We start from the raw sequence: 21,476 nt of genomic DNA, 5'->3' as shown, positions 1-21,476 counted from the left end.
ATGGGTGGATATCGGCCGCTAGGTGCCCACGTCAAGGCCGTTACCGTTTTGGTGCTGGCACACTGTGAGGGTGACTTCCACGATGCGTTCGCAGGAACTTTTCGACCGTGCCCAGCAGGTGGTGCCCGGAGGCGTGAACTCCCCGGTCCGCGCGTTCCGCGCAGTGGGCGGCACCCCGCGGTTCATGGCCTCCGCCCAGGGCCCCTACCTGAAGGACGCGGACGGTAACGAGTACGTTGACCTGATCTGCTCCTGGGGGCCGATGATCCTCGGCCACGCGTTCCCGTCGGTCGTCGAGGCCGTGACGGCCGCGGCCGCGCGCGGCACCTCCTACGGCGCGCCCACGCAGGGCGAGGTCGAGCTGGCCGAGGAGATCGTCTCCCGGACGGCCGTGGACAAGGTGCGCCTGGTCAGCTCCGGCACCGAGGCGACCATGTCGGCGATCCGGCTGGCGCGCGGCTTCACCGGCCGGTCGAAGATCGTCAAGTTCGCGGGCTGCTACCACGGGCACGTCGACTCGCTGCTGGCCGCCGCGGGCTCCGGCGTCGTGACGCTCGGCCTGCCGGACACCCCCGGTGTGACGGGTGCGACCACGGCCGACACGATCGTCCTGCCGTACAACGACGCCGCGGCCGTCGAGGACGCGTTCGCCGCGCACGGCGCCGAGATCGCCTGCGTGATCACCGAGGCGTGCCCGTGCAACATGGGCGTGGTCCCGCCGGTGGACGGGTTCAACGAGCTGCTGCGCCGGCTGGCCACCCGCCACGGCGCCCTGCTGATCATCGACGAGGTCCTGACGGGCTTCCGGGTCACCAGGTCGGGCTGGTTCGGCCGGGAGGGCGTCCAGGCCGATCTGTTCACCTTCGGCAAGGTGATGGGCGGCGGGCTGCCCGCGGCCGCGTTCGGCGGCCGGGCCGACATCATGGACCATCTGGCCCCCGTCGGCCCCGTCTACCAGGCCGGCACCCTGTCCGGTAACCCCCTGGCGACGGCCGCGGGCCTGGCCACGCTGCGCGCCTGCACCGACGAGGTGTACGCGAAGGTCGACCGCGCCGCCGACCTTGTCGCCACCTGGGCGACCGAGGCCCTCGCCAAGGAGGGCGTGCCGCACCGCCTCCAGAAGGCCGGCAACCTGTTCTCGGTGTTCTTCACCGACGCCCAGGTCTTCGACTTCGCGCAGGCCCAGCGGCAGAACCCGGCCGCCTACGCCGCGTTCTTCCACGAGGCGCTGAACCGGGGCGTCTACCTGCCGCCGTCCTCGTACGAGGTCTGGTTCCTGTCGGCCGCCCACGACGACGCCGCCCTCGACCGGGTCGCCGAGGCGCTCCCGCACGCGGCGCGGGCCGCGGCGGCGGCTCTGTAGAGCTCCGGGTACTCTGACGACGCCATGACTGAGACGACGATCGTTCACCTGCTGCGCCACGGCGAGGTGCACAACCCCGACGGCATCCTCTACGGCCGCCTGCCCGATTTCCATCTGAGCGAGGACGGCGTCCTGATGGCCAAGGCCGCCGCCGACTGGTTCGCCGGACGCGACGTCGTCGCGCTGTACTCCTCGCCGCTGGAGCGCGCGCAGGAGACGGCCGAGCCGACCGCGGAGACGTTCGGGCTGGCCCCCGTCCTGGACGAGCGGCTGATCGAGGCCGCCAACCCCACCTTCGAGGGGAAGAAGTTCTCCAAAAAGCTGCTGCGCAACCCGGCGATCTGGCCCAAGCTCGCCAACCCGACCAAGCCTTCGTGGGGCGAGCCCTACGAGGAGCTGGCCCGGCGGATGCTGCGCGTCGCCTACGACGCGCGGGACGCCGCCCGCGGCCATGAGGCGGTCTGCGTCAGCCATCAGCTCCCGATCTGGACCGCGCGGCTGCGGGCCGAGGGCCGTCGGCTCTGGCACGATCCGCGGAACCGGGAGTGCGGGCTGGCGAGCGTCACCAGCCTGGTGTTCGAGGGGAACGCCCTGGTTCGCGTGGATTACCAGGAACCGGCCGCCGCGCTGGTCCGCAACCCCACCACCCCGGGCGCCTGAACCGCCGGTACAGTCATGTACTACGTCTTGTAGTACTGAGGAGTGATCCCAGATGAACCCCCGAGCCGCGCTCGCCGTCTGCGCCGTCGCGTCCCTCGCCGCGGCGGGCTGCTCCGGCGGCTCGGGGACCCCGGCCGGCGGGGTGATCCCCGCCGCCGACCGCGGCGCCGAGATCACCGCGACGGGCACAGGGCTGAACGACGAACCGCTCGACCTGGCCTCCTACCGGGGCAGCGTCACGGTCGTGAACTTCTGGGGCTCGTGGTGCCAGCCGTGCCGGACCGAGGCCCCCGTGCTGGAGGCCGCCGCCCAGAAGTACAAGGACGTGAAGTTCGTCGGGGTCGACACGCGCGACACCAAGGACAACGCCAAGGCGTTCCTGCGGACCTACCAGCTCTCCTACCCGAACTTCTTCGATCCCGAAGCCAAGGTCGCCGCCGCGTTCACCTCGATCAACCCCTCGTCGCTGCCGGTCACGCTGATCCTCGACCGGGAGGGACGCGTCGCCGTCAACCTGCCGGGCCAGCTCTCGGCGACGCGCCTCAGCAAGCCGCTCGACGAGCTGATCGCCCAGAAATGAGCGCTCTCCTCGCGGCCGGCATCGACCAGACCGTCACCAGCGGCTCGCTGGTGGCGGCGGTCCCGCTCGCCGCGGCCGCCGGGCTGGTGTCGTTCCTCAGCCCGTGCATCCTGCCGCTCGTCCCCGGCTACCTGTCGTATGTGACGGGCCTGACCGGCGTCGACATCGCCGACCAGAAACGCGGCCGGGTCGCGCTGGGCGTCGGGCTGTTCGTCGCCGGGTTCACCGTCGTGTTCCTCGCCTACGGGGCGTTCTTCGGCGGGCTCGGGCTCTGGCTCAACGAGTACCGCGACGTGATCACGCGGGCGCTCGGCGTCCTCACCATCGTGTTCGGGCTGGCGTTCATGGGGTTCGTCCCCGGGCTCCAGCGGACCGTGAAGTCGTCGAAACTGCCCGCCGCGGGGCTCGCCGGCGCGCCGCTGCTCGGCGCGCTGTTCGGCATCGGCTGGACGCCCTGCGCGGGACCCACCCTCGGCGCCATCCAGACCCTCGCCGTCAGCGAGGGCAGCGTCTCCCGGGGGATGATCCTCTCCCTGTTCTACTGTGTCGGCCTGGGCGTCCCGTTCCTGCTGACCGCCATCGCCTACCGGCGCGCCCTCGGCGTGTTCGGCTGGGTGAAGAAGCACTATCTGCTGGTGATGCGGCTCGGCGGCGGGATGCTCGTCGCGCTCGGACTGCTGCTGGTCACCGGGGTCTGGAACGACATGACGATCCGTATGCTCACCTGGTTCGGCAGCGGGAACGGGGTGATCTAGATGGGGTTCACCGGCTGGCTGCGGTGGGGCTGGCGGCAGCTCACCTCGATGCGGACGGCGCTCGTCCTGCTGTTCCTGGTCGCGCTCGGCGCGGTGCCCGGCTCGCTGTTCCCGCAGCGCGGCATGTCGCCCGAACGCGTCATCCAGTACTTCGACGAGCACCCGAAGCTCGCGCCGTGGCTCGACCGGCTCTCGCTGTTCGACGTGTTCGCGGCGCCCTGGTTCGCGGCGATCTACCTCCTGCTGTTCGTGTCGCTCGCCGGATGCGTGATCCCGCGGACGTGGCAGCTCCTGCAGAACGTCAGGGCACAGCCGCCCTCGACGCCCAGGAACCTGAGGAAGCTGCCGCAGTACGCGAGCTTCACCACGTCGCGGAGTGAAGCCGACGCCCTGGAGGCGGCGCGCGCCCTGCTGAAGCGCAGGCGGTTCCGGACTTCGCTCGGGGACGGCTCGGTGGCGTCGGAGAAGGGCTATCTGCACGAGACCGGGAACCTGGTCTTCCACCTGTCGCTGCTGGCGCTGCTGTTCTCCGTCGGGCTCGGCGCGCTGTTCGGATACAAGGGCAACCGCCTCGTCACCGAGGGGGAGGGGTTCGTCAACTCGGCCGCCAACTATGACGAGTGGCGGCCCGGGCATCTCGTCGACGGGGAGCGGATCGACCCGTTCCGGGTGACGGTGCGGGACTTCCAGGCGACCTACATCACCGACGGGCCGCAGCGCGGGCAGGCACGGGACTTCGTCGCCCGGCTGAGCTTCGACGGCGCGGGCAAGAACGGCGCGGGCAAGAACCAGGAGAAGACCTACGACCTGCGCGTCAACCATCCGCTCGAAGTCGACGGCAGCAAGATCTATCTGCTGGGCCACGGGTATTCGCCGACCTTCAAGGTGACCGACGGGCAGGGGAACGTCGCGTTCAACAAGGCGGTGCCGTTCCTGCCGATGAACGACGCGACCCTCCAGTCGGAGGGCACCGTCAAGATCCCCGACGCGCGGCCCGAGCCGCTCTCGTTCATGGCCATGTTCTGGCCGACGGCCGCGGCGTCCGCCGACGGCAAGTCGATCGTGTCGGCCTACCCGGGCGCCGAGAACCCCGCGCTGGCGATCATCGGCGCGTTCAAGGGTGACCTCAGCCGGGGCCCCCAGTCGGAGTTCCGGATCGACCCCTCGACCCTGACCCGGTTCAAGACCGAACCGACCGTCCTCACGGTCGGCAAGTCGATCAAGCTGCCGGACGGCGCCGGCACGATCGAGTTCACCGGCTACAAGGAGTGGGTTACGGTCACCGTCACCCACGACCCCGGCCGGATCCCCGCCCTGATCTCCGCGGCCCTGGCGATCGCCGGGCTCGTCGTGTCGTTCATGACGCGGCGGCGCAGAGTGTGGGTCCGTGCGACGGCCGGAGCGGAGGGTTCTACGCTGGTCGAGGTCGGCGGACTCACCCTCGGCACCCCCACGGCCGAGTTCGACGACCTGGTAGGCGCGCTGCGCCCCGAAGACGCGATGACCGAGCCCGTCCCGGCCGGTTCGACCAAGGAGTAGCCCGGTGGTCAACACCGATCTCGCCAACACGAGCAACAATCTGCTGCTCGTCACGGTGCTGCTGTACGTGGTGGCGATGTGCGCCTACGCCGCCGACCTGGCGCGCGCCCAGGCCCCGGCGGACAGGAAGTCCCGCAAGGGGGAGGGCGCGGAGAAGGTCCTGGAGACCGTCCCCGCCGAGGCGCTCGGCAAGGGCGTCGCGCCCGCTCCGGCCGTGTCGGTGGAGAACGCGGAGCCGCCGTCGGGCCGTGACTGGGGCCGGTTCGCGATCCTGATCACGGTGTTCGGCTGGATCGCGCACGCCGCGGGCGTCCTGACCCGCGGGCTCGCGGTCGAGCGCTGGCCGTGGGGCAACATGTACGAGTTCGTCGTGGCGATCTGCTTGGCTGCCGTCACGGGCTATCTGGTGCTGCTGGTCCGCCAGAAGGCGAAGTTCCTCGGCGCGTTCGTGATGCTCGCGGTGATCCTCGGTCTGGGCGCGGCGACCATCTGGCTGTACACGGCGCCCGGCGAGCTGGTCCCGGCGTTGAAGTCGTACTGGATCGCCATCCATGTGACGGCCGCGATCGTCGCGTCGGGCGGTTTCACCGTCGCGTTCGTCGCGACCCTGCTCTATCTGGCCGCGGCCCGCTTCGAGACCAGGGGCAGGCCTGCTTTCATGGCGAAGCTGCCTTCGTCGGACGAGTTCGACCGCCTGGCTCACAAGTCCATCATGTTCGTCTTCCCGATCTGGACTTTCGCCATCATCGCGGGCGCCATCTGGGCCGACGAGGCGTGGGGCCGCTACTGGGGCTGGGACCCCAAGGAGACCTGGTCGTTCATCGTCTTCGCCATCTACGCCGGCTACCTCCACGCCCGCGCCACGGCCGGCTGGAAGGGCACCAAGGCCGCCCGCATCTCCCTGATCGGCTACGCCGCCCTCCTCTTCAACCTGGTAGGCGTCAACATCTTCATCAGCGGCCTCCACTCCTACTCCGGCGTCTGACCCCCGAAGGGATACCTGATGGCCGGGCACAGCCGGTGGCGGATCCTCCGGGCCAAGCGCCTTGCGGAGGCAGGTGAGGTCGTTGCGCATCCCGAGTATGAGCAGGCCGGACGAGACCTGCGGTTTGGCGACGAGCTCCGTGCGATCCGCACGAGCAGGAACCTCACCCGGAGGGAAGTGGCGAGCCGGGCGGGAATCAGCGAGTCCGCCCTGGAACGCATCGAACTGGGCGGAGGCGTACCCGACCTCGGGAGCTTGCGGAGCCTCGGAGGCGCGTTGACCGGTCCCGCCCCTACCGGCGTTTGACGCCTCGGACCAGGCTGGCGAACGCCCGCCGGGTGACCGTGTGGTTGCCGTGGTCCGGGCGCTTGCTGTCGCGAAGGCCGACGGTGCCCGCGCTGAGTTCGGCGACTTCCACACACTCGCTGGAAGTCCCCTGAGTGCTGTAGCTGGACTTGCGCCACACGGGGAGGGCAGTCATCTCATGTTCTCCATCAGGCGCTGGATCAGTTGCCTTGACGAGTCTATGGGGAGGGCAACAGCCCCAATGCGGTCGAATCTGGACCTCATTGCGGCGACCATGGTCGCATCCAGCTCAAGGCGCCCCCCGACAGGCGCCTCGATGAAGCCGATCTCATCGGCTCTCGTAGTGATCACCTTGAACGGGCCATCCAGTCCCTCATTCGCGCCGGCCTTGTTGGACACGATGCGCAGGATGACGTTGGGCAGCCTGGAAAGCTCCAGGAGGTGCGCGAGTTGCGCACGCATCACGTCGGGCCCCCCGACCTCGGGAGCAAGCACCGTCTCGGCCAGCAGGGCCCAGATCTCGGCAGGGCGCTCGCGGGTCAGGATCTGACGCCGAGCCATGCGGGACTCGACGCCCTTGTCCGGGTCGCGCTCTCGGCCCGCGATCAGAAGCGCTCGGGCGTAGTCAGGCGTCTGGAGGACGGCAGGGATGGTCTGTCCGTCGTACATGCGGATGACGGTCGCCTTGCTCTCGTACTCGCGGTAGTTCTTCAGCCAGTTGGGGTCATGCCCCAATCTGGCGAAATGTAGGAGAATTCCGAACAATCCCCCCGTATTCCAAGCATGATCCAAGATCGCGGCCTGATTTTCATTGAGCTTGCCGTCTCCTGTCTCCAGTCTGGAAATTGACGACCGTGAGCAGCTCAGAAGCTGGGCGACGTGGTCGCCGCTCTGGCCATGCCGCATGCGGAAGAACCGCACGTAGTTGGCCATTGCGGCCCACAAGTTCAGCTTGGGGTCGGGCGGGTCGGTGATGTTCATCGATGGCCTCACCTGTCGGGCTCAACTTCCGGCATTCCCATGGAACAGCGACAAGCGTTGCACGTTCAGGCCATGCTCGGCGTTGAAACGAGACACACGGCAGCAGAGGATTCCGATGACGGCAACGCTTCCTGAACCACTCGAGGACGTGCGGCGCGGCGCCGTGACGGTGGTGTCCCTCGGCTTCCCGGCGACCCCCGCAGCGGTGGGAGTGGCCAGGGAGTCGGCCCGCAGACTGCTACAAGATCGGGGCTTCGACGGCGAACGGCTGGAGGACGCACTGCTCGTCCTCAATGAGTTGACGACGAACGCGGTTCGGCACGGCCGAGGGTGGACGGAGGTCTGGTTGTCGGAGGTGCCCTCCGGCCTGCTGCTCCAAGTCGGAGACGACCTTGACGAGTTCGGAGTCCCGTTCGGCTCGGAGGGGAATCCTGCGATTGCCGGGCTGGAATCCGAGGACGGAAGGGGGCTCTTCATTGTCACGACTCTGTGCCCGCAATGGGGTGTCGCCGTCAACCCGGAGGGCGGCAAATGGGTATGGGCAGTGCTTCCCGCCGAGACAGGAGTGTGAAGGTCATGGACCAGACACCGTTGACCCGTGGCCCCGACCGTTTTCCCGAGGGACTGGCGGGACGCGAGGTTCCGCTGTCGTCGGCAGTCCCCACAAGGTTCCGTCCGCTCGGGATGGATTTCGCGGTTCCGCCGCTTCCCCAGCTCGATCGGCACGAGAAGCCGACGGGCACCAGCCAACAGCAGCAGCCGACGCAGTACACCAATGACAGCAAGGTCGAGAACGATACGACGACGGTGACGGTCACCGACTGATGACCGTGCTGATACTCGGGTCGGGTGACGACGCCGAGGCGTGCCGGGTCGCGGAGGCGCTGCGTGGACGCGCTCCGGTGGTCTGGTTCGATCCGGTCTGGTTTCCCGAGCTCGCGGGACTTGATGCTGAGCTCGGGGCGAGCGGTTGGCAGGCCCGCCTGATCACGCCGGACGGCCCGATCGATCTCGACGACGTCACAGCCGTCTACTACGGTCACTCCCGGGGCTATGGGTTCCCGTCGGGCATGAGTGAACCCGAGATGCGGTTCGCACTCATCGAAACGCGATTCGGGCTCGGCGGGCTGCTGGCCGATCTTCCAGTCAGGTGGGTTTCGCATCCCTCAGCGGTCGCGGACGCCGAGTACCGGATTCGGCAGATGGCCGAGGCGGCCCGGTGCGGGCTGATCCTTCCGCGCTCGATCGTCACCACCGATTCCGAGCGGGCGCGCGCGTTCCTGGACGAGCAGCCGACCGTCTACAAGACGATCATGCACAAGGTCGTGGCGGAGCAGGATCTGATCAAGCTCGTTTACACCACGCCCGTCACCGCCGACCAGGTCGACGACCGGGTGGCACTGGCCCCCCACCTGTTCCAGGCGAATGTTCCCAAGGTCTTCGACGTCCGGGTGGTCGTCACCCTGACCGCCTGCGCGGGCGCGTCGATCCACTCGGATGATCCGGGCGCGCGTCAGGATTGGCGGACGGACTACGACTCTTTGACCTATCGCCCCTGCCGGCCGCCAGACGATGTTGTACGGGGCTGTCAGTCGCTCCTCTCCTCCCTTGGCCTGCGGGCGGGAGTGTTCGACTTCTCTGTGGACGTGTCCGGCGTCTGGTGGTTTCTGGAGGTGGGACCGACCGCGCGGTGGGCGTGGCTGGAAAGCGCCGCTGGTCTGGATCTGGCGAAGCTGTTCGCGGATGAACTGTTGGGAGGATGACCGTGGACGAGTGGCGGGCTCATGCGCGGAGGCTCGCCGATGCGTTGACCTCCGAGGGGGTGATCACCGATCCGGTCTGGGCGCGGATCGTGGCGAATGTGCCCCGGCATCTGTTCGTTCCCGGCGTTCCGCTGGACGTCGCCTATTCCGACGAGGTTCTTGTCACTCAGCGGATCGAACACGGCGGGTACGCCTGGCCGACGAGTTCGAGCACAGCGCCGTCGCTGATGTTGCGCATGTTGCAGGAGCTGGAACTGTCCGAGGGGGTGACCGCAGGCGGGGTCGGGGACGCGCTGGATGTCGGGCCCGTCCTCGAGATCGGGTTGGGGACCGGATACAACGCGGCGTTGCTGTCCGAACGGGTCGGCGACAAGAACGTCGTCAGCGTCGACATCGACCCCGTCGTGGTGACCCGGGCGTTTCACGCGCTGCAGGGGGCGGGCTATATGCCGGTGACCGGGTGCCGGGACGGCCGGGACGGGTACCCGGAGCGTCGGCCGTACGGAAGGCTGATCGCGACGGTCGCCTTCGAGTCCATTCCGTACGCGTGGGTCGAGCAGGTACGGCCGGGCGGGTTGATCGTGGCCGACCTGCGGACGCCCGGAGCGCCCTCGACAGGGGGGTTGGTCAAACTCACCGTCCAGGACGACGGGTCGGCGTCGGGACGGTTTCTGCCGTTGCGGTACGGGTTCATGTCCGCACGGACCGACTATCGGCGGCCGGGCGTCGCGGTGCTGCCCGCGCTGGACAAGTCCGCTCCCCGGTCTCGCTATACGGCGGTCGGCGGTGCCGAGCTGGAACGTGACGGGCTCGGGCTCGCGGTGTGGGAGGCGCTGGGATCGTTCAGCGTCTTCCCAAGCGAATCCGCGGTGACCGTTCTTGCGGCTGACGGTTCGTGGGCCGAGGTGCCGAAGGGCGCCCCTGGTGTTGTCACCTACGGCGGGCCCGTGGACCTGTGGGCGGAGGTCGAATCCGTCCGGGCTCGCTGGTTGGGACAGGGAGAGCCAGGTGTCGGTCGCTATCGGATCATGGTTTCTGAGCGCGGGCAGAGCGTCGTGGCGGGCTAGCCTGCGGTGGCTGCCGGTCGGAGACGGTCACCTGGACGGGGGTGTGATCTTGGGGGGTGGGGCGCTTCAATGGGGGGATGCGGTGGGGACGGCACAGGAAGACGTCGGAGGCTTATCGCGGGGCGCCGCCGGAGAACGAGCGGCCAGGGCGGGATCGGGCCGGGCGGATCCGGGCGGCGGACGTGCAGCCGCGGGATCGGCGCGGGCTGTTCCGGCTGGCGGGGCGGGACGACGCCTCGGTCAACCGGGCGGGGCTCGACCGGTTCGAGCTGGACGACGAGATCAAGCGGGTGCCGTCGCACCGGATCGGGATGCCCGCGCTCGGAGACGGACGGGTGCACTGCGGCGCCCTGGAACGGATCCTGTTCCGGCAGTGGGACGGCGACAAGCCGCCGCCGCCCGACACGGTGCGGGCCGTGGAGAGCCTCGCGGCGCTGCCCGACCGGCTGAAGGAGAAACTGGCGGTCGGCCTCGACGGGATCTACGTCGGCCCCGGCGGGGTGCCCGACCTCGACGACATGGGGCACCTCAAAGGCAGAGGGCTGCCGTCGGGCCGGGCCACCTGGGACATCTGCGCGGGCGCCTACGGCGACCGGAAGATCGTGGTGGGGGACAGGCCGTCACCGACCCCCGACGTGATGATGCACGAGATCGGCCACGCCCTCGACGACGTCGACGATCCGGGCGGCGGCTGGCGCAGTGACGGAGACGAGTTCCGTGACCTGTACGCGCGCTGCGACCCGCATCTGATATCCGATTTCCATAACCAGCCTGGGGTGCTGGGGCGGCGGGAGTTCTTCGCGGACGCGTTCGCGGCGATCGCCTCACGGCAGCGGCCGGCGCTCGTCGACATGCTCGGCGGGAACATCCGGGTCGCGCTCGACGTGATGCTCTTCTTCAACCGCCGTTACGGAATCTGAAGGAGTACGGGGATGTACGTGATCAGGCTCGGCAACGGGAGACTCCGGGTGCCGCACAGCGAGCTCACCGAGGACGGCGGGATCGCGCAGGCCTACGTCGAGATCGGCCCGGACGACCCGGACTACGAGCGGCTCCGCGAGCAGGCGCTGACGGAGGAGGAACTGGCCGATACCAAGGCGCGGTGGCAGGCCGACGACGAGGCGCTGCGCGAGGAGTTCGAGCGGTGGCGCGACGGCCAGTGAGCCCGGGTCTCGCGGTCCCCGTCTGAGGGTGCGGTCCTCGAACGGAACGGCGCCGCCTAGCGGGCGTCGACGAGAGGCTCGTCGCCGCGCAGCAGAGCGTGTACTTCGGACTCCCGGAACCGGCGGTGCCCGCCGGGGGTGCGGATGCTGCTGATGCGGCCGGCGGCGGCCCAGCGGGTGACCGTCTTGGGGTCCACCCGGAACAGCGCGGCGACCTCACCTGGGGTCAACAGACGCTCACTGGTGCTTTCCACGAAATCTCTCCCCTTTTGTCCCGCTCTGGTGGCGGGTGGATGGATTCCAAGTGTGCCGGGTGAAGACCGATTCGTGCCCGGATTTCGGAAAACATAACTGTGTGTAGTGTTGTGACCTGGGCAAATAGCCAGAAGTAACCATGACATGCCTCACAGCAGCCCCCGAGATCCCACTGACACCGACCTTGACGTGAACCTCTCTCACAGTGGCCCAAGTCTGGACACCGTGGCTTAAGGTCGGATCATGTCCGATCTGGTGACATTGGCGGAGATCGAGGCTGCGGCCGAGCGGCTGAAAGGCGTCGCGGTGCGCACGCCTCTGCTCGCGTTCCCCGGACGGCCGCTGCACATCAAGCCCGAATCCCTGCAGCCGGTCGGCGCCTTCAAACTGCGCGGCGCCCATGCGGCGCTGACGGCCGGAGGCCCCGTTTCCGGAGTGGTCGCCCATTCCAGTGGAAACCACGCCCAGGCCGTCGCCTACGCGGCACGCGCACTGGGCGTCCCGGCCGTCCTGGTGATCCCCGACAACGCGCCGGCCGTCAAGGTCGAAGCCTGTCTGGATCTCGGCGCCGAGATCGTGTTCGTCGAGCCGAGCCTCGAGGCCCGCACCACGACGGCCGCGCGGCTCGCCCAGGCCCACGGCTACGAGCTGATCCCCCCGTTCGACGACCGGCGGGTGATCGCCGGCCAGGGCACGATCGGGCTGGAGATCATCGCGGACCGCCCGGAGACCGACGTGGTGATCGTCCCGGTGGGCGGTGGCGGCCTGCTGGCGGGGATCGCGGCCGCGGTGAAGGCGCTCAGCCCGCGCACCAGGGTGATCGGTGTGGAGCCGTCGCTGGCCGCCGACGCCCGCGACTCGTTCCTGCTGGGACGTCCCGTCTCCTGGCCCGCCGCCGACACCGCCAGGACCATGGCCGACGCGCTCCGCGTCAACCGGGTGGGCGATCTTCCGTTCGCGCACTTCGCGGAGTACGTCGACGACATCATCACCGTCACCGAGGAGGAGATCTATGACGGGATGCGCCAGCTCGCCGCGCGCACCCATCTGATCGCCGAACCGGCCGGCGCGGTCGCGACCGCCGCCTACCTGCACCACGCCGACGAGCTCCCGCGCGGGAACGCCTATGTGGCCGTGCTTTCCGGGGGCAACGTGGACCCCGGACTCCTGTTCGGCTGAACCGCGGATACTCTCATAGGACCATGCGTTCTGTCATCGCCTACACCACGGCCCGGGTCCTGCTGTTCGCAGCCACCGCCTGCATCCTCTACTTGATCGGCCTGACCGGCCTGATCAACCTCGCGCTGTCCGTGCTGATCTCCGGCATCGTCAGCTACGTCCTGCTCTCCCGCCAGCGCGACGCGGTTTCCGCGACGCTCGTGCAGAAGAAGGACCAGCTGGCCAAGTCGCGGCACGGCGAGGAATAGTCTCGACCCATGACCCGCGCTGATCTCGACAAGAAGCCCCAAGACGTCGCCGCGATGTTCGACCGGACGGCCGAGAAGTACGACCTTCTCAACAGCCTGATGACCGGCGGCCAGGACCGCGCGTGGCGCAAGGCCGTCGCACGGGCGATCGGCGCCCGTCCGGGTGAGCGCGTCCTCGATCTGGCCGCGGGCACCGGCACGTCCAGCGCGGCGATCGCCGCGGACGGCGCCGAGGTCGTGGCGTGCGACTTCTCGCTGGGGATGCTGCAGGTCGGCACCCGCCGCGTCGAGCCGTCCCAGGGTGTGACGTTCGTCGCGGGCGACGCGCTGAAGCTGCCGTTCGCCGACGACAGCTTCGACGCCGTCACCATCTCGTTCGGGTTGCGTAACGTCGCGGATGTGAATGCGGCACTGACGGAGATGCTCCGGGTGACGCGTTCGGGCGGCCGGATCCTGGTGTGCGAGGTCAGCCACCCGCCGAACAAGTACCTGGCGGCGGGGCACGAGCTGCATCTGAAGAAGGGCCTTCCGCTGCTGGCGAAGGCGAGCTCCAACCCCGACTCCTACACCTATCTCGCGGAGTCGACGCTGCGCTGGCCCGACCAGCAGGGCCTGGCGGCGCTGCTGCGTGAATCGGGCTGGTCACGCGTCCAGTGGCGCAATCTGACTTTCGGTGTAGTGGCACTCCACCGCGCCTGGAAAGCCGACTAACCCGGTCCACCCATTGCCCCGGCGACGGGTGTAGCCTCGCAAAGACAGGGCCTTGTGAAGTAGTTCACAATGTCACTAGCTCCGTGTTTGCGAGGGTTGGAAGTTGAGTGAGCATTCCCCCCAGTCCGCCGATGTGATCGTGGTGGGGGCCGGTCCCGCAGGGGCGACGACGGCCTACTACCTCGCGCAGGCCGGGTTGAAGGTCTTCCTGCTGGAGAAGGCGACTTTTCCCAGGGACAAGATCTGCGGTGACGGGCTCACGCCGCGTGCGGTCAAACAGCTCATCGCCATGGGCATCGACATCAACGCGCCCGGCTGGATCCGGAACAAGGGACTGCGGATCTACGGCGGCGGCGTGAAGATCGAGCTCGACTGGCCCGAGCTCGCGAGCTACCCCGACTTCGGGCTGGTCCGGCCGCGGATGGATCTCGACCAGCTCCTCGCCGAGCACGCGGCGAAGGCCGGCGCGACCCTCCTGCAGGGCGTGAACGTCACCGAGCCGATCATCGACGAGCGCACCGACCGCGTGGTCGGGGTGAAGGCCGTCGACAAGAAGACGCGCGCCGACCTGGAGTTCCGGGCGCCGCTGGTGGTGGCCGCCGACGGCAACTCCGCGCGGCTCGCGCTCGCCCTCGGCATCCGCAAGCGCGAGGACCGGCCGATGGGCGTCGCGGTCCGGCGCTACTACGAGACCCCGCGCCACGACGACGACTACATGGAGTCGTGGCTCGAACTCTGGGACGGCGACAAGCTGCTGCCCGGCTACGGCTGGGTGTTCGGCTGTGGCAACGGCACCTCCAACGTCGGCCTCGGCCTGCTCAACACCAGCAAGTCGTTCCAGAACACCGACTACCGCGCGATGCTCCAGCGCTGGACCGCCGGAATGCCAGAGGAATGGCAGTTCGACGAGGCCCACGCGACCGGACCCATCCGCGGCGCGGCCCTGCCGATGGGTTTCAACCGGCAGCCGCACTACTCGCGCGGCCTGCTCCTGGTGGGCGACGCGGGCGGAATGATCAACCCGTTCAACGGCGAGGGCATCGACTACGCGATGGAGTCCGGCCACCTCGCGGCCGGGATCGTCGTGCAGGCCCTCGCCCGCCCCACCGCCGCACAGCGGGAACGGGCGCTCTACGAATACCCGCGCATCCTCAAAGAGGAGCACGGCGGCTACTTCACGATCGGACGCGTGTTCGTGAAGGCCATCGGCGACCCGCGGGTGATGAAGTTCGCCACCCGGCACGGGCTGCCCCATCCGACGCTGATGCGGTTCACGCTGAAGCTCCTGGCCAACCTCACCGACCCGCGCGGTGGTGACTCCATGGATCGCATCATCAACGCGATGTCGCGGATCACTCCCGCCGCCTGAACAGCTGTCTCATAACGGAACCCCATTGGTACGGACCAATCGGTGTTCTCACTAGGATGATGCAGCTCACACGGGTGAGTTGCATCACGAGCTATGAGGGGGGTGCGTAAACCCATGGACCTCTATTACCCGATCATCGGACTCGGCGTGTTGGCGGCGGCCTTCGCGATCGGGTCTGTGGTCATGGCGGCCTTCACCGGTCCGAAGCGCTGGAACCGGGCGAAGCTCGAAGCGTACGAATGTGGAATCGAGCCGACGCCGCAACCGGTGGGCGGCGGACGGTTCCCCGTGAAGTACTTCCTCACCGCGATGATGTTCATCGTGTTCGACGTTGAGATCATTTTCCTGTATCCCTGGGCGGTCGCCTTCGACCACCTGGGGATTTTCGGTCTCGTCGAGATGGTGCTCTTCATCGTCACCGTCCTCGTCGCGTACGCCTACATCTGGCGGCGCGGCGGCTTGGAGTGGGACTAGAAATGGGCCTCGAAGAAAAACTCCCCAGCGGGTTCCTGCTCAGCACGGTCGAGCAGGTCGCGGGTTGGGCACGAGCCAGTTCCGTCTGGCCCGCCACGTTCGGGCTCGCCTGTTGCGCCATCGAGATGATGGCGACCGGCGATCCGCGGCATGACATGGCGCGCTGGGGCATGGAGCGTGCGTCTGCGACCCCTCGGCAGGCGGACCTGATGATCGTCGCGGGACGGGTGAGCCAGAAGATGGCGCCGGTTCTTCGGCAGATCTACGACCAGATGTCCGAACCCAAGTGGGTCATCGCGATGGGTGTCTGCGCCTCTTCTGGAGGCATGTTCAACAACTACGCGATCGTCCAGGGGGTTGACCACATCGTACCAGTGGACATCTACCTCCCCGGCTGCCCCCCTCGCCCCGAGATGCTGCTCGACGCCATCTTGAAGCTGCACGACAAGATTCAGAACACGAAGCTGGGCGCGCAGCGCGAGAAGCAGATCGTTGAGCTGGAGAACGCGAAGCTCCGGCGGCTGCCGCTGCTCGGCCAGGCTGGAGCACGCTGATGTCCGAATCTTCCCCTATGAATTCGTCCGTCGAACGGCGCGGCATGTTCGGCGCGCACACCACCGGGGACACCTCCGGTTACGGCGGGCTGGTCGTCCCGGCGCCGCCGAAGCTCTCCTCCCCCCGCCCCTACGGCGAGTACTTCGACGAGGTCGCCGACGAGCTGGAGCGCTCGGGTCTGGGCGACGCGGTCGAGCGGGTCGTGGTCCACCGCGACGAGGTCACCTTCCATGTGAAGCGGGAGCGGATCCTGGAGGTGATGCGGGCGCTGCGCGACGAGCCGGCGCTGCGGTTCGAGCTCTGCACGGGAGTCTCGGGCGTCCACTATCCGGAGCAGGCGGGCGAGGAGCTGCACGCCGTCTACCACCTGCTGTCGATGACCCACAACCGGCGCGTGCGCGTGGAGACCTCCGCGCCCGACGCCGACCCCCACATCCCGTCGGTCATCTCGGTGTACCCGACCAACGACTGGCACGAGCGGGAGACCTGGGACTTCTTCGGCATCATCTTCGACGGTCACCCGTCGCTCACGCGCATCGAGATGCCCGACGACTGGGTCGGCCATCCGCAGCGCAAGGACTACCCCCTCGGCGGCATCCCCGTCGAGTACCGCGGCGCCGAAGTGCCGCCGCCGGACGAGCGGAGGTCGTACTCATGACCGCGACCTATGACGCCTACAGTGCGGGCGCCACGGATGACGGTTCCACCGAAGGCAAGGTCTTCAATCTGGCCGGGGCCGACTGGGACGAGGTGGTCTCCGGCGCGAAGGACGTCGACGGCGACGAGCGCCTCGTCATCAACATGGGCCCGCAGCACCCGTCGACGCACGGCGTGCTCCGGCTGATCCTCACCCTCGACGGCGAGTCGGTGGACGAGTGCCGGGTCGGCATCGGCTACCTGCACACCGGCATCGAGAAGAACATGGAGTTCCGTACCTGGACGCAGGGCACCACGTTCTGCACCCGGATGGACTACCTGGCGCCGATCTTCAACGAGACGGCGTACTGCCTCGGCGTCGAGAAACTGCTGGGCGTCACCGACCGGATCCCCGAGCGCGCCAACGTCATCCGGGTGATGATGATGGAGCTCAACCGGATCTCCTCGCACCTCGTGGCGATCGCGACCTTCGGCCTGGAGCTGGGCGCGACGACCGTCATGCTCAACGGGTTCGTGGAGCGCGAGTACACCCTCGACCTGTTCGAGGAGATCGCCGGCCTGCGGATGAACATGGCCTACATCCGTCCCGGCGGGGTGGCCCAGGACGTCGGCCCGGCCGCGATCGCGAAGCTCCGGGAGTATCTGGAGCGGATGCCGCACCGGTTCGAGCAGATGCGCAAGCTGATGGACGCCAACCCCGTCTACCTGGCCCGCACCAAGGACGTCGCCTACCTCGACCTGACGGGCTGCATGGCGCTGGGCATCACCGGCCCGGTGCTGCGGTCGGCGGGCCTGCCGTGGGATCTGCGCAAGACCCAGCCGTACTGCGGTTACGAGACCTACGACTTCGACGTGCACACCGAGGACACCTGCGACGTGTACGGCCGCTATCTCGTCCGGATGGCCGAGATGGAGGAGTCACTGAAGATCGTCGAGCAGTGCGTCGAACGGCTCACCAGGGGTTCCGCCAAGGACGGCCCGGTGATGATCGAGGACAAGAAGATCGGCTGGCCGGCTCAGCTCGCCATCGGCGCGGACGGCATGGGCAACTCGCCCGCGCACATCGGCCACATCATGGGCGAGTCGATGGAGGCGCTGATCCACCACTTCAAGCTGGTCACCGAGGGCTTCCGGGTCCCCGCCGGCCAGGCGTACACGGCTGTGGAGTCGCCGCGCGGCGAGCTCGCGGCCCACGTGGTCTCGGACGGCGGCACCCGCCCTTACCGGGTGCACTTCCGGGACCCGTCGTTCACGAACCTTCAGGCCACGGCCGCGATGTGCGAGGGCGGCTTCGTCGCCGACGTCATCGCCGCGGTCGCGTCCCTCGACCCCGTGATGGGAGGTGTCGACCGATGACTTTCCTGGGAATCCCCGGCGCGGGAACCCCCCCGCAGGCGGGACGCCAGCACTTCGAGCCGGGCGAGCCTTATGACGTCGAGACGCGGCAGCGCCTCGAGCAGGACGCCAAGGACATCATCGCCCGCTACCCGCAGACCCGTTCGGCGCTGCTGCCGATGCTGCACCTGGTGCAGTCGGTCGACGGGCAGGTCACCGAGCAGGGCGTGAACTTCTGCGCCTCTATGCTCGACATCACCCCCGCCCAGGTGACGGGTGTGGCGACCTTCTACACGCAGTACCGGCGCAAGCCGACCGGCGAGTTCCATGTGGGCGTCTGCATCAACACGCTCTGCGCGGTGCTGGGCGGCGACCAGATCTGGGACGAGCTCAGCGAGCACGTCGGTATCGGCAACAACGAGACCACCGAGGACGGCAAGGTCTCGCTGGAGCGCCTGGAGTGCAACGCGGCCTGCGACTACGCGCCGGTCATGATGGTGAACTGGGAGTTCTTCGACAACCAGACGCCGCAGTCGGCGAAGGACCTGGTCGACGGGCTGCGCGCGGGCGAGCAGGTGCTCCCTTCGCGCGGCCCCGACAAGCTGTGCACCTTCAAGGAAGCCTCGCGTGTGCTGGCCGGGTTCAACGACGGCCTGGCGAACGAAGGGGTCCAGGCGGGCCCCGAGTCGCTGCGCGGCACCGAGCTCGCCAAGGAGAAGGGCTGGGAAGCCCCATGACCACGCTCACTCCGGTTCTGACCAAGAACTGGGACCAGCCCGACTCCTTCACTCTTTCCGCCTATGAGCGCAACGGCGGGTACCGGTCGCTGCGCAAGGCGCTCGGCATGGAGCCCTCGGCGATCATCGACGCCGTCAAGGACTCCGGGCTGCGCGGCCGCGGCGGCGCGGGTTTCCCCACCGGCATGAAGTGGGGATTCCTCGCGCAGGGCACCGGTAAACCCACCTACCTGGTGGTCAACGCCGACGAGTCCGAGCCGGGCACCTGCAAGGACATCCCGCTGATGATGGCCGACCCGCATGTGCTGGTCGAAGGAGTCATCATCTCCTCGTACGCGATCGGCGCCCACCAGGCGTTCATCTATGTGCGCGGCGAGGTGCTCCATGTCATCCGGCGGCTGCAGGCGGCCGTCAAGGAGGCCTACGACGCCGGCTACCTGGGCGCGAACGTCCTCGGCTCCGGGTTCGATCTGGAGCTGGTGGTGCACGCGGGCGCGGGCGCCTACATCTGCGGTGAGGAGACGGCTCTCCTCGACTCGCTGGAGGGGTTCAGGGGGCAGCCCAGGCTCAAGCCTCCGTTCCCGGCGGTCGCGGGCCTCTACGGCGGGCCCACTGTCGTGAACAATGTCGAGTCGATCGCGTCCGTTCCCAGCATCGTGGAGCGGGGCGCGGAGTGGTTCGCCTCGATGGGCACCGAGAAGTCCAAGGGCTTCGGCATCTTCTCGCTGTCGGGGCACGTCACCCGGCCGGGGCAGTACGAGGCGCCGCTGGGCATCACGCTGCGGGAGCTCCTGGAGATGGCGGGCGGAATCCGCGAGGGCCACGAACTGAAGTTCTGGACCCCCGGCGGATCGTCCACCCCGATCTTCACGCAGGAGCAGCTCGACGTCCCGCTGGACTTCGAGTCCGTCGGCGCGGCCGGCTCCATGCTCGGCACCCGGGCCCTGCAGATCTTCGACGAGACGACCTGCGTGGTCCGCGCCGTCCTGCGGTGGACCGAGTTCTACGCCCACGAGTCCTGCGGCAAGTGCACGCCCTGCCGTGAGGGCACCTACTGGCTCAAGCAGATGCTGAAGCGGCTGGAGCAGGGCCAGGGCGGCGAAGAGGACCTGAAGACCCTCAACGACATCGCCGACAACATCCTCGGCCGTTCGTTCTGCGCCCTCGGCGACGGAGCGACCAGCCCGATCCACTCGTCGATCAAGTACTTCCGCGGGGAGTACCTGGCGCACTTCGAGCACGGCGGCTGCCCCTACGACGCCGCCAAGTCCACGAAGTGGGGGGCATGATGACCGCCACATCCGAAAATCCCGTGGTGCAGGTCGAAGAGCTGGTGACCGTCACGATCGACGGCTTCGAGGTCTCCGTGCCCAAGGGCACGCTGATCATCCGGGCCGCCGAGCTGCTCGGCATCCAGATCCCGCGCTTCTGCGACCACCCGCTGCTCGACCCGGTCGGCGCGTGCCGCCAGTGCCTGGTCGACATCCCCGACGCCGGCAACGGCCGCGGCTTCCCCAAGCCGCAGGCGTCCTGCACCATCCCGGTCGCCCCCGGCATGGTGATCAACACCCAGCTCACCTCTCCTGTGGCCGAAGCGGCGCAGAAGGGCGTGATGGAGTTCCTGCTCATCAACCACCCCCTGGACTGCCCGGTCTGCGACAAGGGCGGCGAATGCCCCCTGCAGAACCAGGCGATGTCGACGGGACGTGGGGAGAGCCGGTTCGTCGAGGTCAAGCGGACCTTCCCCAAGCCGCTGCCGCTCTCCTCTGAGGTGCTGCTCGACCGGGAGCGCTGCATCCAGTGCGCCCGCTGCACCCGTTTCTCCGACCAGATCGCGGGCGACCCGTTCATCGACCTGTTCGAGCGGGGTGCCAAGGAGCAGGTGGGCACCGCGGACGGCAAGCCGTTCGACTCCTACTTCTCCGGCAACACCGTCCAGATCTGCCCGGTCGGCGCGCTGACCGGGGCGGCCTACCGGTTCCGGGCCCGGCCGTTCGACCTGGTCTCCTCTCCCTCGGTCTGCGAGCACTGCTCGGCCGGCTGCGCCCAGCGCACCGACCACCGGCGCGGCAAGGTCACCCGCCGGCTCGCCGGTGACGACCCGCAGGTCAACGAGGAGTGGAACTGCGACAAGGGCCGGTGGGCGTTCACCTACGCCACCGAGCCCGACCGGCTCCGCTACCCGCTGGTCCGCGACTCCGACGGCGTGCTGCAGCCCGCGTCCTGGCCCGAGGCGCTGTACGTCGCCGCCCAGGGCCTGGCCGGGAAGCGCGCCGGGGTCCTGACCGGCGGCCGCCTCACCCTCGAGGACTCCTACGCCTACGCGAAGTTCGCGCGGGTGGCGCTCGGCACCAACGACGTCGACTTCCGGTCGCGCGCCCACTCGTGGGAGGAGGCCGACTTCCTCGCCCACTCGGTGGCGGGCCACGGGATCGAGGTCTCCTACAGCCAGCTCGAGAACGCCCCGGTCGTGCTGCTCGTCGGGTTCGAGCCCGAGGAGGAGTCGCCGATCGTCTTCCTGCGGCTGCGGAAGGCGGCCCGCAGGAACGGCCAGCGGGTGCTGTCGATCGCGCCGTTCGCGACGCGCGGTCTCGCCAAGCTCAACGGCACGCTCCTGCAGACGGGCCCCGGTGGCGAGTCCGAGGCGCTGAGCATCACCGGCCGCGCGGCCGAGGAGCTCAAGGCGCAGGGCTCGGTCATCCTGGTCGGCGACCGGCTCGCCGAGGTGCCGGGCGCGCTGTCGGCCGTGGTCAGGCTCGCCCAGACCACCGGCGCGCAGCTCGCCTGGGTGCCG

The 21,476-nt window shown here is 68.6% G+C and carries 27 protein-coding genes; 24 read left to right on the top strand and 3 right to left on the bottom strand.

Annotated elements, in window-relative coordinates:
- Nucleotides 1–82: 82 nt before the first annotated feature.
- From hemL to ACYVE7_RS06310, 7 genes are read left to right on the top strand one after another with little or no spacing between them, the layout of a single operon-like run.
- Nucleotides 83–1,363 (top strand): glutamate-1-semialdehyde 2,1-aminomutase, encoded by a 1,281-nt coding sequence (hemL, locus tag ACYVE7_RS06340; protein WP_460363601.1) that lies wholly within the window; start codon nucleotides 83–85, stop codon nucleotides 1,361–1,363.
- Nucleotides 1,364–1,387: 24 nt separating this feature from the next.
- The gene (locus ACYVE7_RS06335) at nucleotides 1,388–2,023 is read left to right on the top strand and encodes a histidine phosphatase family protein (protein ID WP_460363600.1); all 636 of its coding nucleotides are present in this window, start codon (nucleotides 1,388–1,390) and stop codon (nucleotides 2,021–2,023) included.
- 52 nt (nucleotides 2,024–2,075) lie between these two features.
- Nucleotides 2,076–2,603, top strand: a complete 528-nt coding sequence (locus ACYVE7_RS06330) for a TlpA family protein disulfide reductase (RefSeq protein ID WP_460363599.1) — start codon at nucleotides 2,076–2,078, stop codon at nucleotides 2,601–2,603.
- Nucleotides 2,600–3,358 carry a cytochrome c biogenesis CcdA family protein gene (locus ACYVE7_RS06325; RefSeq protein ID WP_460363598.1) on the top strand — a complete coding sequence of 253 codons (759 nt, stop codon included), beginning with the start codon at nucleotides 2,600–2,602 and terminating at the stop codon, nucleotides 3,356–3,358. The genes ACYVE7_RS06330 and ACYVE7_RS06325 overlap by 4 nt, the downstream gene beginning before the upstream one ends.
- On the top strand, nucleotides 3,359–4,897 hold the full coding sequence (resB, locus tag ACYVE7_RS06320) for a cytochrome c biogenesis protein ResB (protein WP_460363597.1): 1,539 nt from the start codon (nucleotides 3,359–3,361) through the stop codon (nucleotides 4,895–4,897).
- Between the two features lie 4 nt (nucleotides 4,898–4,901).
- Complete coding sequence (gene ccsB / locus ACYVE7_RS06315; protein ID WP_460363596.1) at nucleotides 4,902–5,882, top strand: c-type cytochrome biogenesis protein CcsB; 981 nt, start codon at nucleotides 4,902–4,904, stop codon at nucleotides 5,880–5,882.
- An 18-nt stretch (nucleotides 5,883–5,900) separates the two neighbouring features.
- On the top strand, nucleotides 5,901–6,188 hold the full coding sequence (locus tag ACYVE7_RS06310; protein WP_460363595.1) for a helix-turn-helix domain-containing protein: 288 nt from the start codon (nucleotides 5,901–5,903) through the stop codon (nucleotides 6,186–6,188).
- On the opposite strand, the gene ACYVE7_RS06305 is transcribed toward ACYVE7_RS06310, so the two are convergent.
- Nucleotides 6,175–6,363, bottom strand: coding sequence for a DUF397 domain-containing protein (locus ACYVE7_RS06305; protein WP_460363594.1), 189 nt, complete (start codon nucleotides 6,361–6,363; stop codon nucleotides 6,175–6,177). The genes ACYVE7_RS06310 and ACYVE7_RS06305 overlap by 14 nt on opposite strands.
- Nucleotides 6,360–7,169, bottom strand: coding sequence for a Scr1 family TA system antitoxin-like transcriptional regulator (locus ACYVE7_RS06300; RefSeq protein ID WP_460363593.1), 810 nt, complete (start codon nucleotides 7,167–7,169; stop codon nucleotides 6,360–6,362). Before ACYVE7_RS06300 ends, ACYVE7_RS06305 begins: the two co-directional genes overlap by 4 nt.
- Nucleotides 7,170–7,284: 115 nt before the next feature.
- On the opposite strand from ACYVE7_RS06300, the gene ACYVE7_RS06295 reads away from it, so the two are divergent.
- From ACYVE7_RS06295 to ACYVE7_RS06270, 6 genes are all read left to right on the top strand, one after another.
- Nucleotides 7,285–7,740, top strand: a complete 456-nt coding sequence (locus tag ACYVE7_RS06295; RefSeq protein ID WP_460363592.1) for an ATP-binding protein — start codon at nucleotides 7,285–7,287, stop codon at nucleotides 7,738–7,740.
- 5 nt (nucleotides 7,741–7,745) lie between these two features.
- Nucleotides 7,746–7,994 carry a hypothetical protein gene (locus ACYVE7_RS06290; RefSeq protein ID WP_460363591.1) on the top strand — a complete coding sequence of 83 codons (249 nt, stop codon included), beginning with the start codon at nucleotides 7,746–7,748 and terminating at the stop codon, nucleotides 7,992–7,994.
- Between the two features lie 77 nt (nucleotides 7,995–8,071).
- The gene (locus ACYVE7_RS06285) at nucleotides 8,072–8,932 is read left to right on the top strand and encodes a hypothetical protein (RefSeq protein WP_460363590.1); all 861 of its coding nucleotides are present in this window, start codon (nucleotides 8,072–8,074) and stop codon (nucleotides 8,930–8,932) included.
- Nucleotides 8,929–9,999: a methyltransferase domain-containing protein gene (locus tag ACYVE7_RS06280; protein WP_460363589.1), complete on the top strand. Its 1,071-nt coding sequence runs from the start codon at nucleotides 8,929–8,931 to the stop codon at nucleotides 9,997–9,999. Before ACYVE7_RS06285 ends, ACYVE7_RS06280 begins: the two co-directional genes overlap by 4 nt.
- 77 nt (nucleotides 10,000–10,076) lie before the next feature.
- Complete coding sequence (locus tag ACYVE7_RS06275; RefSeq protein ID WP_460363588.1) at nucleotides 10,077–10,919, top strand: hypothetical protein; 843 nt, start codon at nucleotides 10,077–10,079, stop codon at nucleotides 10,917–10,919.
- Between the two features lie 12 nt (nucleotides 10,920–10,931).
- The gene (locus ACYVE7_RS06270; protein WP_460363587.1) at nucleotides 10,932–11,162 is read left to right on the top strand and encodes a hypothetical protein; all 231 of its coding nucleotides are present in this window, start codon (nucleotides 10,932–10,934) and stop codon (nucleotides 11,160–11,162) included.
- Between the two features lie 56 nt (nucleotides 11,163–11,218).
- On the opposite strand, the gene ACYVE7_RS06265 is transcribed toward ACYVE7_RS06270, so the two are convergent.
- Complete coding sequence (locus ACYVE7_RS06265) at nucleotides 11,219–11,416, bottom strand: BldC family transcriptional regulator (protein WP_460363586.1); 198 nt, start codon at nucleotides 11,414–11,416, stop codon at nucleotides 11,219–11,221.
- Nucleotides 11,417–11,660: 244 nt separating this feature from the next.
- Here ACYVE7_RS06265 and ACYVE7_RS06260 point away from each other — a divergent pair, with 244 nt between their 5' ends.
- The 11 genes from ACYVE7_RS06260 to ACYVE7_RS06210 all read left to right on the top strand — a co-directional run.
- The gene (locus ACYVE7_RS06260; protein WP_460363585.1) at nucleotides 11,661–12,596 is read left to right on the top strand and encodes a threonine ammonia-lyase; all 936 of its coding nucleotides are present in this window, start codon (nucleotides 11,661–11,663) and stop codon (nucleotides 12,594–12,596) included.
- Nucleotides 12,597–12,619: 23 nt separating this feature from the next.
- Nucleotides 12,620–12,844 (top strand): DUF4229 domain-containing protein, encoded by a 225-nt coding sequence (locus ACYVE7_RS06255; RefSeq protein ID WP_460363584.1) that lies wholly within the window; start codon nucleotides 12,620–12,622, stop codon nucleotides 12,842–12,844.
- Between the two features lie 9 nt (nucleotides 12,845–12,853).
- Complete coding sequence (locus tag ACYVE7_RS06250; RefSeq protein ID WP_460363583.1) at nucleotides 12,854–13,555, top strand: demethylmenaquinone methyltransferase; 702 nt, start codon at nucleotides 12,854–12,856, stop codon at nucleotides 13,553–13,555.
- A 103-nt stretch (nucleotides 13,556–13,658) separates the two neighbouring features.
- Nucleotides 13,659–14,924 (top strand): geranylgeranyl reductase family protein, encoded by a 1,266-nt coding sequence (locus ACYVE7_RS06245; RefSeq protein WP_460363582.1) that lies wholly within the window; start codon nucleotides 13,659–13,661, stop codon nucleotides 14,922–14,924.
- Nucleotides 14,925–15,038: 114 nt separating this feature from the next.
- Complete coding sequence (locus tag ACYVE7_RS06240) at nucleotides 15,039–15,398, top strand: NADH-quinone oxidoreductase subunit A (protein WP_460363581.1); 360 nt, start codon at nucleotides 15,039–15,041, stop codon at nucleotides 15,396–15,398.
- A 2-nt stretch (nucleotides 15,399–15,400) separates the two neighbouring features.
- Nucleotides 15,401–15,952 (top strand): NuoB/complex I 20 kDa subunit family protein, encoded by a 552-nt coding sequence (locus ACYVE7_RS06235; protein WP_460363580.1) that lies wholly within the window; start codon nucleotides 15,401–15,403, stop codon nucleotides 15,950–15,952.
- Between the two features lie 17 nt (nucleotides 15,953–15,969).
- A complete protein-coding gene (locus ACYVE7_RS06230) occupies nucleotides 15,970–16,611 on the top strand; it encodes an NADH-quinone oxidoreductase subunit C (protein ID WP_460363579.1) in 642 nt (213 codons plus the stop codon).
- Nucleotides 16,608–17,966, top strand: coding sequence for an NADH-quinone oxidoreductase subunit D (locus ACYVE7_RS06225; RefSeq protein WP_460363577.1), 1,359 nt, complete (start codon nucleotides 16,608–16,610; stop codon nucleotides 17,964–17,966). The genes ACYVE7_RS06230 and ACYVE7_RS06225 overlap by 4 nt, the downstream gene beginning before the upstream one ends.
- A complete protein-coding gene (gene nuoE / locus ACYVE7_RS06220) occupies nucleotides 17,963–18,682 on the top strand; it encodes an NADH-quinone oxidoreductase subunit NuoE (RefSeq protein ID WP_460363576.1) in 720 nt (239 codons plus the stop codon). The genes ACYVE7_RS06225 and nuoE overlap by 4 nt, the downstream gene beginning before the upstream one ends.
- Entirely contained in the window at nucleotides 18,679–19,971 is a 1,293-nt protein-coding gene (gene nuoF, locus ACYVE7_RS06215; protein ID WP_460363575.1) for an NADH-quinone oxidoreductase subunit NuoF, read from the top strand. The genes nuoE and nuoF overlap by 4 nt, the downstream gene beginning before the upstream one ends.
- The coding region (locus ACYVE7_RS06210; protein ID WP_460363612.1) for an NADH-quinone oxidoreductase subunit G at nucleotides 19,971–21,476 on the top strand (1,506 nt) is incomplete at its 3' end. The genes nuoF and ACYVE7_RS06210, both read left to right, overlap by 1 nt.

The sequence above is a fragment of the Actinocorallia lasiicapitis genome, from assembly GCF_054778695.1.
Note: the sequence above shows the minus strand (reverse complement) of the source record. Positions and strands in the feature narration are given on the sequence as shown.

What these genes read in the sequence shown, in the direction of transcription:
- hemL (WP_460363601.1), top strand. Translation starts at nt 83, where the DNA reads ATGCGTTCGCAGGAACTTTTCGACCGTGCCCAGCAGGTGGTGCCCGGA.
- ACYVE7_RS06335 (WP_460363600.1), top strand. Translation starts at nt 1,388, where the DNA reads ATGACTGAGACGACGATCGTTCACCTGCTGCGCCACGGCGAGGTGCAC.
- ACYVE7_RS06330 (WP_460363599.1), top strand. Translation starts at nt 2,076, where the DNA reads ATGAACCCCCGAGCCGCGCTCGCCGTCTGCGCCGTCGCGTCCCTCGCC.
- ACYVE7_RS06325 (WP_460363598.1), top strand. Translation starts at nt 2,600, where the DNA reads ATGAGCGCTCTCCTCGCGGCCGGCATCGACCAGACCGTCACCAGCGGC.
- resB (WP_460363597.1), top strand. Translation starts at nt 3,359, where the DNA reads ATGGGGTTCACCGGCTGGCTGCGGTGGGGCTGGCGGCAGCTCACCTCG.
- ACYVE7_RS06310 (WP_460363595.1), top strand. Translation starts at nt 5,901, where the DNA reads ATGGCCGGGCACAGCCGGTGGCGGATCCTCCGGGCCAAGCGCCTTGCG.
- ACYVE7_RS06305 (WP_460363594.1), bottom strand. Translation starts at nt 6,363, where the DNA reads ATGACTGCCCTCCCCGTGTGGCGCAAGTCCAGCTACAGCACTCAGGGG.
- ACYVE7_RS06300 (WP_460363593.1), bottom strand. Translation starts at nt 7,169, where the DNA reads ATGAACATCACCGACCCGCCCGACCCCAAGCTGAACTTGTGGGCCGCA.
- ACYVE7_RS06295 (WP_460363592.1), top strand. Translation starts at nt 7,285, where the DNA reads ATGACGGCAACGCTTCCTGAACCACTCGAGGACGTGCGGCGCGGCGCC.
- ACYVE7_RS06290 (WP_460363591.1), top strand. Translation starts at nt 7,746, where the DNA reads ATGGACCAGACACCGTTGACCCGTGGCCCCGACCGTTTTCCCGAGGGA.
- ACYVE7_RS06280 (WP_460363589.1), top strand. Translation starts at nt 8,929, where the DNA reads ATGACCGTGGACGAGTGGCGGGCTCATGCGCGGAGGCTCGCCGATGCG.
- ACYVE7_RS06275 (WP_460363588.1), top strand. Translation starts at nt 10,077, where the DNA reads ATGCGGTGGGGACGGCACAGGAAGACGTCGGAGGCTTATCGCGGGGCG.
- ACYVE7_RS06270 (WP_460363587.1), top strand. Translation starts at nt 10,932, where the DNA reads ATGTACGTGATCAGGCTCGGCAACGGGAGACTCCGGGTGCCGCACAGC.
- ACYVE7_RS06260 (WP_460363585.1), top strand. Translation starts at nt 11,661, where the DNA reads ATGTCCGATCTGGTGACATTGGCGGAGATCGAGGCTGCGGCCGAGCGG.
- ACYVE7_RS06255 (WP_460363584.1), top strand. Translation starts at nt 12,620, where the DNA reads ATGCGTTCTGTCATCGCCTACACCACGGCCCGGGTCCTGCTGTTCGCA.
- ACYVE7_RS06250 (WP_460363583.1), top strand. Translation starts at nt 12,854, where the DNA reads ATGACCCGCGCTGATCTCGACAAGAAGCCCCAAGACGTCGCCGCGATG.
- ACYVE7_RS06240 (WP_460363581.1), top strand. Translation starts at nt 15,039, where the DNA reads ATGGACCTCTATTACCCGATCATCGGACTCGGCGTGTTGGCGGCGGCC.
- ACYVE7_RS06235 (WP_460363580.1), top strand. Translation starts at nt 15,401, where the DNA reads ATGGGCCTCGAAGAAAAACTCCCCAGCGGGTTCCTGCTCAGCACGGTC.
- ACYVE7_RS06230 (WP_460363579.1), top strand. Translation starts at nt 15,970, where the DNA reads ATGAATTCGTCCGTCGAACGGCGCGGCATGTTCGGCGCGCACACCACC.
- ACYVE7_RS06225 (WP_460363577.1), top strand. Translation starts at nt 16,608, where the DNA reads ATGACCGCGACCTATGACGCCTACAGTGCGGGCGCCACGGATGACGGT.
- nuoE (WP_460363576.1), top strand. Translation starts at nt 17,963, where the DNA reads ATGACTTTCCTGGGAATCCCCGGCGCGGGAACCCCCCCGCAGGCGGGA.
- nuoF (WP_460363575.1), top strand. Translation starts at nt 18,679, where the DNA reads ATGACCACGCTCACTCCGGTTCTGACCAAGAACTGGGACCAGCCCGAC.